Genomic DNA, 16,080 nt, shown 5'->3' with positions numbered 1-16,080 from the left:
CCTGACCATGACAACCGTTACCCTTATTCCCGGCGACGGGATAGGTCCTGAGATCACAGAAGCCGTTAAGGCGATCTTTGCAGCCGCACAAGTGCCCATTACCTGGGAAGAAGAGAATGCCGGACAGACCACCTTTGAGAGCATGGGTGAGTTGATTCCGCAGAGCCTGCTTGCCTCGCTGGAGCGTAACAAAATTGCCTTGAAGGGCCCTATCACCACCCCGGTAGGCAAAGGTTTCAAGAGCATTAACGTGCAGCTCCGCCAGAAATACGACCTGTACTCCAATGTGCGCCCGGCCAAAACCACGGCGGGCGTGAAAACCCGCTTTGACAATGTAGACCTGGTGTTGTTCCGGGAGAACACAGAAGGCTTGTACGCGGGTCTGGAGATCTATGACGAGCGGCTGGGCATTGCTGACTCTATTTCACGCGTGACGGTTGAGGGCTGCCATAAAATTGTTAGGGCGGCGTTCCAATATGCCGCCAAGCAAAACCGTTCTAAGGTAACGGTGGCGCACAAAGCCAATATCCTGAAAAACGCCGGCCGGTTAATGCTGGAGGCGGCCGCTGAGGTGTCTAAGGAGTTCCCCAGCGTGCCGTGGGAAGACAAGATCATTGACAACATGTGCATGCAGCTGGTAAGCAAGCCAGAGCAGTTTGACGTGATAGTGACCACCAACCTGTTTGGTGATATCCTGTCTGACCTGTGCGCCGGCCTGGTGGGCGGTCTGGGCGTGGTGTCTGGTGCCAACATTGGCGATGACATGGCCATTTTTGAGGCAGTACACGGCTCAGCCCCAGATATTGCCGGGCAGGGCCTGGCTAACCCCACCGCCTTGCTGCGTTCAGCTTTGATGATGCTGGAGCACATGGGCTTGCATGAGCATGCTAGCAAAATTGAGAAAGCACTGGAGAAAACCCTGATTGACAAGAACTGCTGCACCCGTGACCTGGGTGGTACGGCTTCTACCTCAGAATTTGCCCAGCATATCATTTCTAATTTGTAACTTGTCCTATTCTTAAGATAGGCTAACCATTTATGAAAAAGCAATTTATATTCGCCATGTTGATAGCCGGCGGCCTTTTCACTGCCAGCTGCGAGAAGAAAGCTGCTACCGAGGAGGCAACCGCCACTGAGCAGAACGCCTCTGAAGGCTCTGCCCCGGTTGCCGCCAATGACCCGGCCACCAACCCCAACGTGACCAGCCAGGAGGCCGTGAACCCTAATGCGCCCAAGCCGGTGATGACGTTCAAAGAAACCGAGTATGACTTTGGGACTATTAAGCAAGACAAGAAAGTAGAGCATACCTTCACCTTCACCAACACCGGTAAATCACCGCTGGTGATTGAGAGCGCATCTGCTTCTTGCGGCTGCACCGTGCCAGAGTGGCCAAAAGAGCCGGTGGCTCCAGGCAAGACAGGTTCTATCAAGGTGGTGTTTGACCCTGCTGGCAAGTCAGGCCAGACTTCAAAACAAATCACTATCACGGCTAATACAGACCCACAGGTAAACTACCTGACCATTAAAACCAACATCACCGGTTCTGTGCCAACGGCGGGAGCTGAGGGTCCGGTTAGATTATAATTCAAAAGCAGGTATGTTAACTATTCTTTTACAGGCTGCCGCCCCGGGCGGTGGCATGTCTCAGTTCCTCTTGATAGGGGCCATCTTTATTGTGTTCTACTTCTTCATTATGCGTCCGCAGCAGAAGAAGGCCAAGGACCAGAGAAAGTTCAGGGATGAACTCAAAAGAGGAATGCAGGTGGTGACCATAGGAGGTCTGCACGGCCGTATTCTCAGCATTGATGAAGATGCTGTCTGGCTGGAGATTGACAAAGGCATCAAATTAAAGTTTGACAAAGTAGCCATTGCCCGCGAATCTGCGAGCAAAGTGGCTGCCACTACAGAAACCGTTAATTCTTAAAAGACACCTTGCCTTTTAACAGAACAAAGCAAGCCCTCCTCTGGTTACTGAAACCGTTTTCGCCCAAGCAGAAACAGTATTGGAGGGTGGTCTTGCTTTGTTTTTTCACGGCGGCTACTTTCTGGCTCCTCAACGCACTCAATAAGAATTACACCACCCTGGTCTCCTACCCCATTCAGTTTGCCTATGACCCCAGGCAGCTGGTGCCCGTAAAACCGCTCCCGGAGGAGGTCACCATCAGTGTGACCGGCAAGGGCTGGAAGCTGCTGCGCAAGAACCTCCAGTTCCAGGTGCAGCCCGCCATACTCACCATAAGGGGCCTTCCGTACGTGAAAAGTGTGCCGGGTACGGCCTTACGCCCCGCTATTTCCAGTGTGCTGGATGGGCTGGCGCTGAATTTTGTGGCCACAGACTCCATTGCTTTTGACTTTGACCGGCTGGTCACCCGGAAAGTACCCATTACGGTAGACTCCACCCAACTCCAGATTGACTCCGGCTTTGCCTTTGCGGGACCCATTGTGATCAGACCAGACTCGGTCACGTTTGTGGGCCCTGAACGGATCATTGAGCAATTCCCCAGCCCCTACCCGTTGGCGGTGCCCACCGCCAGTTTAAAAGCTCCTTACAAGGGCGAGTTAAGCCTTACCCATGACTTTACCAAACTGGTGAAAGCAGATGTGAGTGAGGCCGAAGTTGAGTTCAACGTACTGGCGCTGGAGCGGCAGGAGGTGGCGGTGCCGCCTTTGTTGCAGAATTTCCCGCCGGGGTATAGGTTGCGGCTGGTAAATGGCCCGGTTCGGGTACAATACGCCTTCCTGCCTAAACACAGGGAGCAAATACAGCCAGAGCTGTTCCAGGTGGTGCTAGACTACCAGAAATTCAATGCCGCAGACTCAACCATTGTGCCGGTGGTAAGCCACAAACCCCCTTTGGTGAGGCAGGTGGCCGTTCTGCCGGCGCGGGTGCACATCTCCCTCACACCACAATAACCTCATGCTCAAAATTGGCATCACCGGCGGAATTGGTTCTGGCAAGAGCATTGTCTGCAGATGCTTCCAGCTGCTGGGAGTCCCCGTCTATGACTCAGATAGCAGAGCCAAGTGGGTGATGAACCATGACCCGGAGCTTCGGCAAGGCTTGATGGCTGCCTTCGGGCCAGAGACCTTTGATGCACACCACCACCTGAACCGCCCCTATCTCGCCCAAAAAGTATTTCATGATGCAGAACAGCTGGCCAGGCTGAACAAATTGGTACACCCTCAGGTGCGGAAGGATTTTTACCGCTGGTTAGAGGCGCACGCCCAGGCCCCATACGTGTTGAAAGAGGCCGCCCTCATGTTTGAATCAAACGCTTACACGCAGGTTGACCATGTGCTCACCGTTTCAGCCCCCATTGGCCTTCGCAAAGCCCGCACCCTCCTGCGGGATTCCCACCGCAGCCCCGCAGACGTTGACGCTATCATAAGCAAACAACTCCCAGAAGAAGAACGCATACGCCGCGCCCAGTTTGTTCTGTACAATGATGATGTGCAACTGGTAGTGCCCCAGGTAGTGCAGCTCCACGAAAAGTTTTTAACCCTGGCCGAACAGAAGCAGCCGTAATATTTTCCGCTTTGGAGCTGTTTTCAGAAAAACAGCCCAAAAACGGAAGTTGGCACAGACGTCCGCAGGTCTCATGGACGCCATAAGGTCTGATGATTTGCTGATGGTTGGAGGATGGAACTGCGCGGGACTTCGTACCTTGGGATGGGGCGATCCTCCTGCCTGGCGGGAACAGCAAGGAGATCAGCCATGCGTACAACCCACCCCTGCCCCTCCCGGGAGGGGAGTGATCTGGAATGCGTAGGACAAATGGCGGGTGACCGTACCTCAGCAATGTGTGGACCGGCAGGTGCCAACATCCCCGTTCGCCCCCTTCAAAGGGGGGGCATCAAAGTGAGTTCTGAGTTCTGAGTCCTGAGTCTTGAGTCCTTTCATTTTCCCCTAGGCAATTCAGAACGAATGAAGCAGCAATGCCTGCTCTCGCTGCCGTGCCGCGGGGGCAGCCAGAGACCGCCCGTCAGCTGTAGGCACGCGTCTGGAGACTCGCGCCAGCGCGGGAGTATCAGGTAGCGTTAGAAGGCACGGAAGTAACTTCCGCGCCATAGAGGGGCAGAAGAAGCAGAAGTAATGTGAGGCTGCCGCCTCATGGAAGCAGAAAGCTTCCGCTATTATAGGTCCAAGTTGGAAACTTGAACCAGAGAAAGCGGCAAACAAGCAGCAATATGTAAGTAAACAAACAACAATGAACAATCAACACTTCTGCTGGTGGCACCTCTGTAAATTAGCACTTCTGCCCCTGTCTGATGTGCGCAGCACGGGCTCGTCTCAGGCTAGCGGAACTACAGCATTTACCTGCAAACAATCTACATCAAGAAAAGCAATAGAAGGAGAGGAACCTAAACCAGTCCTGGGGGTGAGCGCCTCTGTTAATACGGTGCCGAAGGCAACGCCAAAGGCGTAGTTTTAACAGCAGTGCGAACCGGCAGGACGGGGCCCCGCGGCCGTGAGCGCTTAGCAGAAAAGATGAAACAACACAGTGAGTGAGGCATTGCGTCAACCGCCAAAGCCAAGGGATTAACGAACTTCACCTTCCTGCCGCAGCCAAGGGAGCAACAGACTAAGCATTGCCCCTGCCGCAACACAGCAAGGGGAGCAGCAATTTACTCATTGCCAATGAAATAAATATAAAATCAGCTGCCGCAGCCAAGGGGAACAGCAGACTACGCATTGCATCATTGATGAAACATTTATGCCATTGAGGCACTGTTTCCAACAGCACAGCCAGTAGAACAGCAGACAACACCTATCGGCCGTAGAGTAAGCCCTGAGCCAAGACAATAGAAAAACTTACCTGATGAGCGACTAGCAGACCCGGCATTCCAGCAGCAACAAGCGCCAAGCCATTCCCACCGCGCACTACCCATGGAGCAAATAAAAAACTCTGTTTTCGGCCTGTTTTCTAAAAACCAGGCCAAAAACAGAGTCTCAGCTTTATATAGAAGATCTGTTACCGAAGCCGATCCATAGACCGCACCAAATCCTCATCCCGCTTGATAAACCGGTTGGCCAGCACGTTCATCAGCAAGCCTACAGCAGGCAAGTAAAAACCCGCCATGTATTCGCCCTGCTGGGCCGTCTTCACCAGGTCTTCGCCCACATAAGAAGAGAAATAGAAGGCGCACCCCATCAAGGCGGCCATCACCAAAGAGTTCAGCAAGCCCAGTTTCATCTGGGTAAGCCGGTTTTTGTACTGAAAGATCTCGTACAATGCAATCAAGGCGGCCAGACCCGCTAAAATGGCAATGAAAATGGTGCTGGTAGACGCCTCGGCAGCGGTAGTGGCAGCAGCAGGGCCTAAACTAAAAGCGGTCAACACGTATTCCTGGCCGTTGGCGGGATTGGTCTTAGACCAGATGGGCACAAAAAACAGAGCCACCATGGCTATCACGAGCAGGAACAGAAACACGCTTTGAATTCTTTGTATCATAATAGGGTTAGTTAACTTGCAGATAGTTTACAAAACTACACAAAACTTGGTAATCATGGCGCAAGAAGCATATATCCTAGACATCATTCGTACCCCGGTGGGCAAGTTTGGCGGTACGTTAAGCACCGTGCGCCCAGATGACCTGGCGGCGCACGTGATCAAAGAGCTCATGGCCCGCAACCCAGGCGTGCAGCCCAATGACGTGGAAGACGTGATCTTTGGCGCCGCCAACCAGGCCGGCGAAGACAACCGCAACGTAGCCCGCATGGCAGCCCTGCTGGCGGGGCTGCCCCAGGAAGTGGGCGGCGTCACGGTGAACCGTCTCTGCGCCTCAGGCCTTCAGTCTATTGCAGATGCCTCCCGCGCCATCAAAGCCGGGGAGGGCGAGGTATACATTGCCGGAGGCGTAGAGAGCATGACCCGCGCCCCGTTTGTCATGGCCAAGGCCGAAACCGCGTGGAGCCGCACCCCAGAAATCTATGACACTACCATTGGCTGGCGCTTCACCAACCCCGCGCTGTCTAAGCTGTACCACCCCTACGCCATGGGCGAAACCGCCGAGAACGTGGCCCAGCAATGGAACATCTCCAGGGAGGCGCAGGATCAGTTTGCATGGCAGTCGCAGGAGCGGTACCAGGCTGCGGCCCGGGCCGGAAAGTTTAAAGAGGAGATAGTGCCGGTGCCCGTGCCGCAGAAAAAAGGGGAGCCTGTGCTGTTCCAGGCAGATGAACACCCGCGCCTGTCGCCGTTAGAGAAACTGGCGGAGCTGAAACCTGCTTTTGCGAAAGAGAAGGGCTCAGTCACCGCCGGAAACTCGTCGGGCATTAATGACGGGGCCGCCGCCGCCCTTATTGTGAGCGGTGAGTACCTGAAAAAGCATAACCTGAAACCCCTGGCCAGAGTTGTGGCATCGGCGGTAGCGGGGGTAGACCCTGCTCACATGGGCATGGGACCGGTACCGGCCACCCGCAAAGCTTTGCAGCGGGCCGGCCTGGAGGTAAAGGACCTGGACCTGATAGAGCTGAATGAAGCTTTTGCGGCGCAGGCGGTGGCCTGTGTGCAGGAACTGGGGCTGGACCAGGAGAAAGTAAATGTCAACGGCGGCTCCATTGCCATTGGCCATCCGCTGGGGGCCAGCGGTACCCGTGTCACCGCCACCCTTTTGCATGAGATGAAGCGCCGCCCTGAGGCAAAATACGGCCTGGCAACCATGTGCATAGGGGTAGGCCAGGGGCTGGCCATTGTGTATGAGAAGTGCTAAGCCAGCTACCCCATTGCAGGCAAAATCCCGCTACTTGCTAGCGGGATTTTTATTACTTGTGAATCAATGGTTTAAACAATTGCTCCGGTCTGGCCATGTCCATCTTGTTTTTTTGGCACAAACGTTGCAATGGCTGAGGTATATCTAAATCTCAGAATTATGAAAAAGTTGCTACTGATCGTTTTCTTAGGGCTGTTCCTTTTGGGAGGAGAGGGCGCCATGGCACAGGGCTTGAACTACAGCCGGGTCTACAGCCAGGATAAGCAAACCGCCAAAGCCGAAAAGAGCCGCGCCAAGGCCATGGCCAAAGCCGTGAAACAAGACGAGAAGTATCAACGCCAGCTTGCCAAAGACAAAGACAAGTACGAGCGGGACCAGGCCAACCTCAAGGAAGACTACAACCGCCGCCAGCATAAGCTCAATGACCGTTTCACCAAAGACCGGTACAGCGCCCTGCAGTTTGAGCAGGAGATGGCCCAGCTCAAAGCAGAATATGAGCTGGACAAGCAAAACCTGCAGCAGAAATATGAGCGCAAGCGCGATGAACGGCAGCTGGCCTGGCAGAAACAACGCCAATCGTATTCATTGGTAAGCATGAAATAATATTTAGGACCTGCCTAGGTTTTCTTTCACATCTCTGACTCCAGCGTGCACTTGCGCCTTTAAGAATAAGGTATTCTGTTTCAGGGCTGTTTTGCTAAAAGTAGCTCCAAAACGCAGACACCAGCGTGCGCCATGCCAACGTTAGACATAATCCATCACAATTGAAAAAGGGGAAATCCACAATATGCCTATGATAGAAAGGGCAGGAGGCCGTACTTCCTGCCCTTTCTATTTAGTCACTGACTGGTTTCCCTGGAGGCCTTTTTAGGTGTATAATTTCTACCCTTGCCGTCTAAAGAACGTGAGAATTCTGTTTTCGGGCTGTTTTTCAGAAAACAGCCCGAAAACAAGATCCTATTTCTGCTTAGGCCAAAACACACCTCCCGGCACTCCCGCCCAAATGCTTATCTTTGTGCCATGCGGTATTTTCTAGAAGTGGCGTATGACGGAACCCGTTTCCATGGTTGGCAGGTGCAACCCAATGCGCTGAGCGTGCAGGAGGTGTTGAATGACTGCCTGCGCAAGGTGTTCAGGTTGCCTGACGTGGAGACCATTGGCAGCGGCCGCACAGATACCGGGGTCCATGCCACGCAGCAGTGGGTGCACGTAGACCTGCCGGCGGTCTTTGCCCCAGAAGAGATCCAATACAAGCTCAACCGCATTCTGCCACCAGACATAGCCGTGGGACAGGTATTCCCGGTGGGGCCAGAGGCCCACACCCGCTTTGATGCCGTAAGCCGCACCTATGAATACCGCATCACGCTAGAGAAGAACCCGTTCCTGGTGCGGCACACCTACTACCTTTCCAGAATACCAGACGTGGCCCAGATGAATAAGGCGGCGCAGGTCCTGCTTGAACAGGAGGATTTTACCACCTTCTCAAAAGTAAAAGGAGACACCCAACATTACCGCTGCACCATCACGTACGCCTCTTGGCGGCAGGAGGGCCATCTGCTCATCTTTACCATTCAGGCAAACCGTTTCCTGCGCGGAATGGTGCGCCTGGTGGTGGGCACCCTGCTAGATGTAGGCAAGGGGAAACTGACTGTGCCCGGTTTCAGGGAAGCCGTTGAGCGCCAAAACCGAGCCCTGGCCAGTGGCGCGGCTCCCGCCGAAGGTTTGTTTTTGCACCGGGTGGAGTACCCGCCGGGGTATTTTGACCAGCAACGGCTTTTATTTGAAGCGGCTCTCGCCGAAAGATAAGTGGCGGTTGTTTTACTTAAGGAATGGTTCGCGGTTGCAAAGGCTTCCCTTCGGCTACTGTTTCAAAGGTTTGTGTTCTAGTCCAATGCGGCTGGGGCTTTTCATTGCCGCCGCCGCAGAAAGGCGCGGTCTGATGCCCTTTCTTTGCTGCTGCAGGGGGAATGCGTAGTTTGGTGTTCCCTTGGTTGGTCCGCTGTTGACAATGCCTCACACACTGTGTTGTTTCATCTTTTCCGGTAAGCGCTCACGGCCGCGGGGCCCCGTCCTGCCGGTTCGCACTGCTGTTAATACTACGCCTTTGGCGTTGCCTTCGGCACCGTATGAACAGAGGCGCTCACCGCCAGGACTGGTTTCGGTTCCTTTACTGTAGCTGCTTGTGCTGTTATGTCTGCCTCTGCACGTCACCGCTGCTGATCCGCTAGCCTGTGGCGAGCCCGTGCTGCGCACATCAGCCAGAGGCAGAAGTGCTAATTAACCCAGGTGCCACTAGCAGAAGTGTTGATTGTTCATTGTTGTTTGTTGGTTACTTATTGCTGCTTGTTTGTCACAATCTCTGGTTCAAGTTTCCAACTTGGACCTATAATGGCGGAAGCTTTCAGCTTCCATGGGGCGGCAGCCTCACATTACCTCTGCCCTCTTCTGCCCCTCTATGGCGCGGAAGTTACTTCCGTGCCTTCTAACACTACCTGATACTCCCTGCGCTGGCGCGAGTCTCCAGAGTCGTGCCTACAGATGATGGGTAGTCTCCGGCTGCCGGCGCAGCTGCGAGGGCAGCCATTGCTGCTTCATTCCTGCTGAATTCCCTAAGATGAAAAGAAAGGACTCTGAACTCAAGACTCAGAACTCAGCACTCACTCCAATACTCCCCCTTTGAAGGGGGCGAAGGGGGATGTTGACACCTGCCGGTCCACGCATTGTTGAGGTACGGTCACCCGCCATTTGCCCTACGCAAGCCTGAAACTCCTGTTGGGTGGGCTCCATTACGCATGACAAGTACCTTCCCCAACCGAAGCTAAAATCACATCGTTGACTTAGAACTCAAGCCTCAGCATTCCCACCAGCCCCCGTAGCGTCTGGAGGGACTGCGGGGGTCTGCGCCAAAAGCCGTTTCCGGGCTGTTTTTCTAAAAACAGCCCGGAAACGCATAAACAGAAAAAGGCTGCCCAAAGGCAGCCTTTTTCAATTACTCTCCGGCCTGAGCCGAAAAGAGAAAACCTTATGCTTGTGCTTCAGCAGTCTCAGCTACTGGAAGAACAGATACGTAGGAACGGTTTTTAGCACCTTTTTTGAAAGATACTACACCATCTGTCAATGCAAACAGGGTGTGGTCTTTGCCAATACCTACGTTGGCGCCCGGGTGGTGCGCAGTACCGCGCTGACGCACGATGATGTTACCGGCAATGATCGCCTGGCCACCAAAGATTTTAACACCTAGTCTCTTGGAATGTGATTCACGGCCGTTGTTAGAACTACCTACACCTTTTTTGTGTGCCATTTCTGTATTCTATTTATTCCCGGGAAAACCCGGAGATGATTCAACAATAATTTCCTGTCCCTAAAAATTAACCAATAGCGTTGATCAACACCTTGGTGTATTGTTGGCGGTGACCGTTTTTCTTCTTGTAGCCTTTTCTTCTTTTCTTTTTGAAAACGATCACTTTGTCACCTTTGGCGTGGCCCTGGATGGTACCAGTCACTTTTACTCCGTCTACAAAAGGAGCACCCACGGTTAAAGAACCATTATTGTCAACAAGAAGAACATTGGCGAACTCTACGGCGTCACCCTCATTGCCGGAAAGCTTGTTAGTGTAGAAGAACTTACCGCTCTCTACTTTCGTCTGGATACCAGCGATTTCAACAATTGCGTACATCAGCTTACGATTATTTTAAAAAATTGAACCGCAAAGGTAAGACGGGCCGCGCTAATTTGCAAACCTCCAGCTTTTATTTTTGATAGAACTCCCGGTGCCTACGTAATTGGTTTTAAGTGACTTGTGAGTTATCCCCCAACATGTGGATTACTTCTGTGGATAAATCAAACCCTATTGATAACCAGCGAGTTACAAGTGGATAAGTCAAAGCGATAGCCGCCAACCCTGAGACGGGTTGAAAAAAGGGGGAGAAACCAAGAAGGGAAAAGAACACACAGACCCAGCCCGCACAAGTAAGGTAAACCTACAGTTCTGGAGATAAAATGTCAAGCAAAAAGCCTCCTAAATTTTCCTCTTAAGCGGCACCTGCCGGACAACCGCCGCCGCGGCAAAACATAGCAAAAATTTTACCGGTGGGCGCGGGCCAAAGGTTACCAGAAGTATATCTCCCAAGCATTGCCGCCAGCGCCAATTTGGGAGGGGCCAATGTTAAGTTTTCGGCACTGATAGTGGAGTTGTAGAGACTACTCAATATCTTCATGCCCTGCTGTATCAAAGCAGGGCCCGCGCCTGTGCACACCGGTGAAAACAGGCAGTTATAGGCTTTCCCTTAGTTATACAAAAAAGTCTATATTCAGGGTTTCTAATTTTGATAATTTACACAAGATGTTGATTTATAGTATTATAAAATGTGGACAAGTGACTGTATAAGAAGTTAGTAAATTCGCCTGTCCAATTCAGGGGAACTACGTAATTGTCCCTATATTTGAAATCTCAACCAGATAGGTCACACCTTCTTTTCAGGGGCTTACCGGCTTCGGGGCTTGGTTCACAGGCACCTGCGCGGCACTATCTGGTCTATTAGTATAGAGTAACTAACTGTATTGTTTTATGGAGCCAATATTACAAGAGAACCCTAACCGCTTTGTCCTGTTCCCCATACAGAATGACGCTGTGTGGCAGATGTACAAGAAAGCCGAAGCCAGCTTCTGGACGGCAGAGGAGATTGACCTGTCGCCAGACCTGAAAGACTGGGAGAAACTGAACGACGGGGAGCGTCACTTCATCTCGCACGTACTGGCCTTCTTTGCCGCCTCAGACGGGATTGTGAACGAGAACCTGGCCATCAACTTCATGCAGGAGGTGCAGCTGCCAGAGGCCCGCTGCTTCTACGGGTTCCAGATCATGATGGAGAACATTCACTCTGAGACCTATTCGCTCCTCATTGACACCTATATTAAAGACCCGCAGGAGAAAGACCGCCTGTTCAACGCCCTGGACACCATTGACTGCGTGAAGAAAAAAGGCGAGTGGGCCCTGAAATGGATCAACTCTGAGAACTTCACTGAGCGTTTGATTGCCTTTGCCGCCGTAGAGGGTATTTTCTTCTCCGGCTCTTTCTGCTCCCTGTTCTGGCTCAAGAAGCGCGGCCTCATGCCGGGCCTCACCTTCTCCAATGAGCTGATCTCCCGTGACGAAGGGTTGCACACAGACTTTGCCTGCCTGCTATACTCTATGTTAGTGAACAAGTTACCAGAGGAGCGCGTACAAACCATCATTAGAGACGCGGTGAGCATTGAGCAGGAGTTTGTGACCAGTGCCCTGCCCGTGGACCTCATAGGGATGAACGCCAAACTCATGACACAATACATTGAGTTTGTGGCCGACCGCCTTCTGGTGGCGCTGGGCTACAGCAAAATCTACAATGCCACCAACCCGTTTGACTTCATGGAGATGATCTCCCTGCAAGGCAAGACCAACTTCTTTGAGAAACGCGTGGGCGAATACCAGAAGTCTGGCGTGATGAGCGACCGCGACTCCAACGTGTTCTCCCTGGACGAAGACTTTTAACCTCACCCAAACAGCCCAAACCTGTTTTTGGGCTGTTTTTGAAAAAACAGCTCCAAAACGCCCGGCAACCGGCTGGGCAATACCAAGAGAAACAGAAATCACCTTCCGTCCCCCTTTGAAGGGGGGGTAGGGGGATGACCAAGGCCGTTGAAGAGCCAACTGCTTCAGCTGAGCGAAATGAAAAAATGATTCTCGGGAATGCGTGATCTCCATATGTAAATCAGCACGAGTAATCCTCCCGGGCCTTCAAGGGGGGGGGGGGGACGAAAGAGTTGTGTAACATTATAATCAACCCAGATGCGTTTTTGGGCTGTTTTTCTCAAAACAAGGCAAAACCAGTTTCGGCCGCGGGCCGATGCCTTTGCCCCCAACATTGAAATTCACTATTGCCTGGCGCCAACGCGCGTGGCAAGAAATATCTGGATGGCTCACCCCCATCTGTCACCAATATAGATAGAAGCGTATGTTAGTTGTAAAAAGAGATGGCCGCCGGGAGTCGGTCAAGTTTGATAAGATCACGGCCCGCATAGAGAAACTGTGCTACGGCCTGAACATGACGTTCGTGAGCCCCATTGAGGTGGCCAAGAAGGTGATTGACGGGATCTATGATGGCGTGACCACGGTAGAGCTGGACAACCTGGCGGCAGAGACCTCAGCGTCTATGACCACCAAGCACCCAGACTATGCTATTCTGGCGGCGCGTATTGCCATCTCCAGCCTGCACAAGGTGACGCAGAAGTCGTTCTTCAACACCATGAAGCAGCTCTACACCTACGTAGACCCTAAAACCGGCGAGAATGCTTCATTGATCGCGAAAGACGTGTTTGACGTGATCAAGAAGAACGCGGCCGTGCTGGACTCCAGCATCATCTATGACCGCGACTACAACTATGACTACTTCGGGTACAAGACCCTGGAGCGCTCGTATTTGTTGCGCGTGCACGGCAAGGTAGTGGAGCGTCCGCAGCACATGCTCATGCGGGTGGCCGTGGGTATTCACAAAACAGACATTGACGCGGCCATCAATACCTACAACCTCATGTCTGAGAAGTGGTTCACGCACGCCACACCCACCCTTTTCAACGCCGGCACGCCTAAACCTCAGTTGTCTTCGTGCTTCTTGTTGACCATGAAGGAAGACAGCATTCCGGGCATCTATGACACCCTGAAGAACTGTGCCTTGATCTCGCAGAGCGCGGGTGGTATTGGTTTGGCTGCTCACAACATCAGAGCTACGGGTTCTTACATCAAAGGCACCAACGGTACGTCTAACGGACTTGTGCCCATGTTGAAGGTGTTCAATGACACAGCCCGTTACGTAGACCAGGGCGGCGGAAAGCGCAAAGGCGCGTTCGCCATCTATCTGGAGCCGTGGCACGCTGATATCTTTGAGTTCCTGGATCTGCGTAAGAACCACGGGAAAGAGGAAATGCGTACCCGTGACCTGTTCCTGGCCCTCTGGACCCCAGACCTGTTCATGAAGCGCGTAGAAGCCAACGGCGACTGGAGCCTGATGTGCCCGAACGAGTGCCCAGGCCTTTCTGAGACCTGGGGCAAGGACTTTGAGCGCCTGTATGAGAAATACGAGAAAGAAGGCAAGGCCCGCAAGACCATCAAAGCGCAGGAACTGTGGTTCGCTATTCTGGAAGCACAGACTGAGACCGGTACGCCGTACATGCTGTTCAAAGACCACGCCAACGGCAAGTCAAACCAGCAGAACCTGGGTACCATCAAGAGTTCCAACCTGTGTACTGAGATTATTGAGTACACAGACCCAGACGAGATTGCGGTGTGTAACCTGGCCTCTCTGGCGTTGCCACGCTACATCAAAGAAGAGAACGGGGTTAAGAAATTTGACCACGAAAAACTTTACGAGGTAACGTATACCGTCACCAAGAACCTGAACAAGGTCATTGACATCAACTATTACCCGGTTCCCGAAGCCAAGAAATCAAACATGCGCCACCGGCCAATTGGCTTGGGTGTGCAGGGTCTGGCCGATGCGTTCCTGCAGCTGCGCATGCCGTTTGAGAGCGAAGAGGCGGCCCGCCTGAACAAGGAGATCTTTGAGACCATTTACTTTGCCGCCATGACGGCTTCTAAGGATCTGGCCAAAGTAGACGGTGCGTATGAGACCTTTGAAGGTTCGCCTATCAGCCGGGGTATCTTCCAGTTTGACATGTGGGGCGTGAAACCAGACAGCGGCCGCTGGGACTGGGAAGCGCTTCGCAACGAAGTGATGGAGCACGGCGTGCGCAACTCTCTGTTGGTTGCCCCTATGCCCACCGCTTCTACCTCGCAGATTCTGGGGAACAACGAAGGCTTTGAGCCTTACACCTCTAACATCTACGTGCGCCGCGTGTTGAGCGGGGAGTTCATGGTGGTGAACAAACACTTGCTAAACGACCTGATTGCCCTCAACCTCTGGAACGATCAGATGAAGAACGCCATCATTGCCGCCAACGGCTCAGTGCAGGGCATTCCTAACATTCCGCAGAACATCAAAGACCTGTACAAGACGGTGTGGGAAATCAGCCAGCGCACCATCATTGACATGTCTGCCGACCGCGGCGCGTACATCTGCCAAAGCCAGAGCCTGAACCTGCACGTGTCTAACGTGAACTTCGGGAAGCTGACGTCTATGCACTTCCACAGCTGGAAGCGCGGCCTCAAAACCGGTATGTACTACCTGCGCACCAAAGCCGCCGCAGACGCCATCAAGTTCACCGTTGAGAAACAAGCCGCCGAAACCCTGGCGCCTATGTACAGCAGCGTAGAGCAAAACCAAAGCGACATGGCGTGTAGCCTGGATAATCCTGATGCGTGTGAGGCGTGCGGGTCTTAAGCAGCTAGTTTTGCTTATAAATGGAAAAAGGAGGCTGGAAACGGCCTCCTTTTATATATATTCAAAATCTTATCAAATTTAGAAGTTGTGGAAGTTGCTAACACTGTTTCAATTGCCCTTGCAGGAAAGATAACAACTTCCCCTGCCGGCTATTGGAGCTTAATCAACTTTTATCAAAAATGTGCTTCCTATCAAAATATCAATATTTTTATTGACTTCGAACCTTTGTATTGGTTTGATGCAAATCTGTGTGCACTTCTTCAAGCTATCCTCTACAGACTTAGCATAGAAAACAACCTAACATTTAGCCTTGATGTTGAACTTGTAAAAGGCAAATGTCCAATTCTATTCAGGAACGGCTTTCTGTCTAGTCTCTTGACCTTATCTGATAATGCCCGCTCTACAGTAAGGTCTGAACTTTTTCATCCATGTGATGATGTCAAATTCTATGAATACATTGAAGGAGATTTGTTAAACCATCCTCAGATGGCTAGCTTAAAATGCGAAGGTTTAGATGAACAATTTCTTGAGTTATTCTCCAACATTCAAAAACATGCAGCCACAACTGACCCTGTATTCGCTTGTGGGCAATATTATCCAAGCAAAGCGAAGCTTAATTTTACTATAGTAGATTTAGGCCAAGGATTCTTACCTCCAATTCAAACATTTACTAATGGAGCTATTTCCAATGCAAAAGATGCGATTGAATGGTCCTTAGGTTATGGGCACACGACAAAAGGTGAAATGCAGACAGGAGGATTGGGGCTGTATCACTTGTTGGAACATTGCAAGAATGCAGGTGGTGCCTTCAACATTATAACTGGAGGTGCGTACTGGGGAAACAACTTAGGAGAAATGGGAACAAGAGATGTACCTGAATTTGTTGGCACTACGATACATCTTATATACAACTGTGGGTAGTATTGCTTCGTATATCAATTTTGATTAGGTTTGCAAACCTTCTCATAACCCCCAACCACCATTTATTAAGAA

General features: G+C 52.0%; 14 protein-coding genes. 11 read left to right on the top strand and 3 right to left on the bottom strand.

The annotated features are described in order from the left end of the window. Nucleotides 1-7 precede the first annotated feature (7 nt). The 5 genes from FHS90_RS15085 (at nucleotide 8) to coaE (ending at nucleotide 3,526) form a co-directional block, all read left to right on the top strand. Entirely contained in the window at nucleotides 8-1,006 is a 999-nt protein-coding gene (locus FHS90_RS15085; protein WP_066830500.1) for an isocitrate/isopropylmalate dehydrogenase family protein, read from the top strand. A 32-nt stretch (nucleotides 1,007-1,038) separates the two neighbouring features. Next, a complete protein-coding gene (locus FHS90_RS15080) occupies nucleotides 1,039-1,584 on the top strand; it encodes a DUF1573 domain-containing protein (protein WP_066830496.1) in 546 nt (181 codons plus the stop codon). 13 nt (nucleotides 1,585-1,597) lie between these two features. Next, a complete protein-coding gene (gene yajC, locus FHS90_RS15075; RefSeq protein WP_066830493.1) occupies nucleotides 1,598-1,924 on the top strand; it encodes a preprotein translocase subunit YajC in 327 nt (108 codons plus the stop codon). A gap of 92 nt (nucleotides 1,925-2,016) precedes the next feature. Continuing rightward, entirely contained in the window at nucleotides 2,017-2,913 is an 897-nt protein-coding gene (locus FHS90_RS15070; protein WP_182513665.1) for a YbbR-like domain-containing protein, read from the top strand. A gap of 4 nt (nucleotides 2,914-2,917) precedes the next feature. Continuing rightward, nucleotides 2,918-3,526, top strand: a complete 609-nt coding sequence (coaE, locus tag FHS90_RS15065; protein WP_182513664.1) for a dephospho-CoA kinase — start codon at nucleotides 2,918-2,920, stop codon at nucleotides 3,524-3,526. Between the two features lie 1,447 nt (nucleotides 3,527-4,973). On the opposite strand, the gene FHS90_RS15060 is transcribed toward coaE, so the two are convergent. Further along, nucleotides 4,974-5,453, bottom strand: coding sequence for a DUF4293 domain-containing protein (locus FHS90_RS15060; protein ID WP_066830487.1), 480 nt, complete (start codon nucleotides 5,451-5,453; stop codon nucleotides 4,974-4,976). 55 nt (nucleotides 5,454-5,508) lie between these two features. Here FHS90_RS15060 and FHS90_RS15055 point away from each other — a divergent pair, with 55 nt between their 5' ends. The 3 genes from FHS90_RS15055 to truA all read left to right on the top strand — a co-directional run bounded on the left by FHS90_RS15055 (nucleotide 5,509) and on the right by truA (nucleotide 8,520). After that, nucleotides 5,509-6,714, top strand: a complete 1,206-nt coding sequence (locus tag FHS90_RS15055; protein ID WP_066830484.1) for a thiolase family protein — start codon at nucleotides 5,509-5,511, stop codon at nucleotides 6,712-6,714. A 159-nt stretch (nucleotides 6,715-6,873) separates the two neighbouring features. Then, nucleotides 6,874-7,317: a hypothetical protein gene (locus FHS90_RS15050; RefSeq protein ID WP_066830481.1), complete on the top strand. Its 444-nt coding sequence runs from the start codon at nucleotides 6,874-6,876 to the stop codon at nucleotides 7,315-7,317. Between the two features lie 417 nt (nucleotides 7,318-7,734). After that, nucleotides 7,735-8,520 carry a tRNA pseudouridine(38-40) synthase TruA gene (truA, locus tag FHS90_RS15045; protein WP_182513663.1) on the top strand — a complete coding sequence of 262 codons (786 nt, stop codon included), beginning with the start codon at nucleotides 7,735-7,737 and terminating at the stop codon, nucleotides 8,518-8,520. Nucleotides 8,521-9,736: 1,216 nt separating this feature from the next. Here the strand turns inward: truA and rpmA are convergent. Further along, on the bottom strand, nucleotides 9,737-10,015 hold the full coding sequence (rpmA, locus tag FHS90_RS15040) for a 50S ribosomal protein L27 (protein WP_074987928.1): 279 nt from the start codon (nucleotides 10,013-10,015) through the stop codon (nucleotides 9,737-9,739). 67 nt (nucleotides 10,016-10,082) lie between these two features. Further along, the gene (gene rplU, locus FHS90_RS15035; protein WP_066830472.1) at nucleotides 10,083-10,391 is read right to left on the bottom strand and encodes a 50S ribosomal protein L21; all 309 of its coding nucleotides are present in this window, start codon (nucleotides 10,389-10,391) and stop codon (nucleotides 10,083-10,085) included. Nucleotides 10,392-11,282: 891 nt separating this feature from the next. On the opposite strand from rplU, the gene FHS90_RS15030 reads away from it, so the two are divergent. From FHS90_RS15030 to FHS90_RS15020, 3 genes are all read left to right on the top strand, one after another. Next, nucleotides 11,283-12,242, top strand: coding sequence for a ribonucleoside-diphosphate reductase small subunit (locus FHS90_RS15030; RefSeq protein ID WP_066830470.1), 960 nt, complete (start codon nucleotides 11,283-11,285; stop codon nucleotides 12,240-12,242). 463 nt (nucleotides 12,243-12,705) lie between these two features. Next, nucleotides 12,706-15,087 (top strand): ribonucleoside-diphosphate reductase subunit alpha, encoded by a 2,382-nt coding sequence (locus FHS90_RS15025; RefSeq protein ID WP_066830468.1) that lies wholly within the window; start codon nucleotides 12,706-12,708, stop codon nucleotides 15,085-15,087. Nucleotides 15,088-15,174: 87 nt separating this feature from the next. Then, the gene (locus FHS90_RS15020; protein WP_182513662.1) at nucleotides 15,175-16,008 is read left to right on the top strand and encodes a hypothetical protein; all 834 of its coding nucleotides are present in this window, start codon (nucleotides 15,175-15,177) and stop codon (nucleotides 16,006-16,008) included. Nucleotides 16,009-16,080: the final 72 nt, after the last annotated feature.

Source organism: Rufibacter ruber, assembly GCF_014138425.1.
Classification (GTDB): domain Bacteria; phylum Bacteroidota; class Bacteroidia; order Cytophagales; family Hymenobacteraceae; genus Nibribacter; species Nibribacter ruber_C.
The sequence above is the reverse complement of the archived record's forward strand: the minus strand, read 5'-3'. Positions and strand labels throughout refer to the sequence as shown.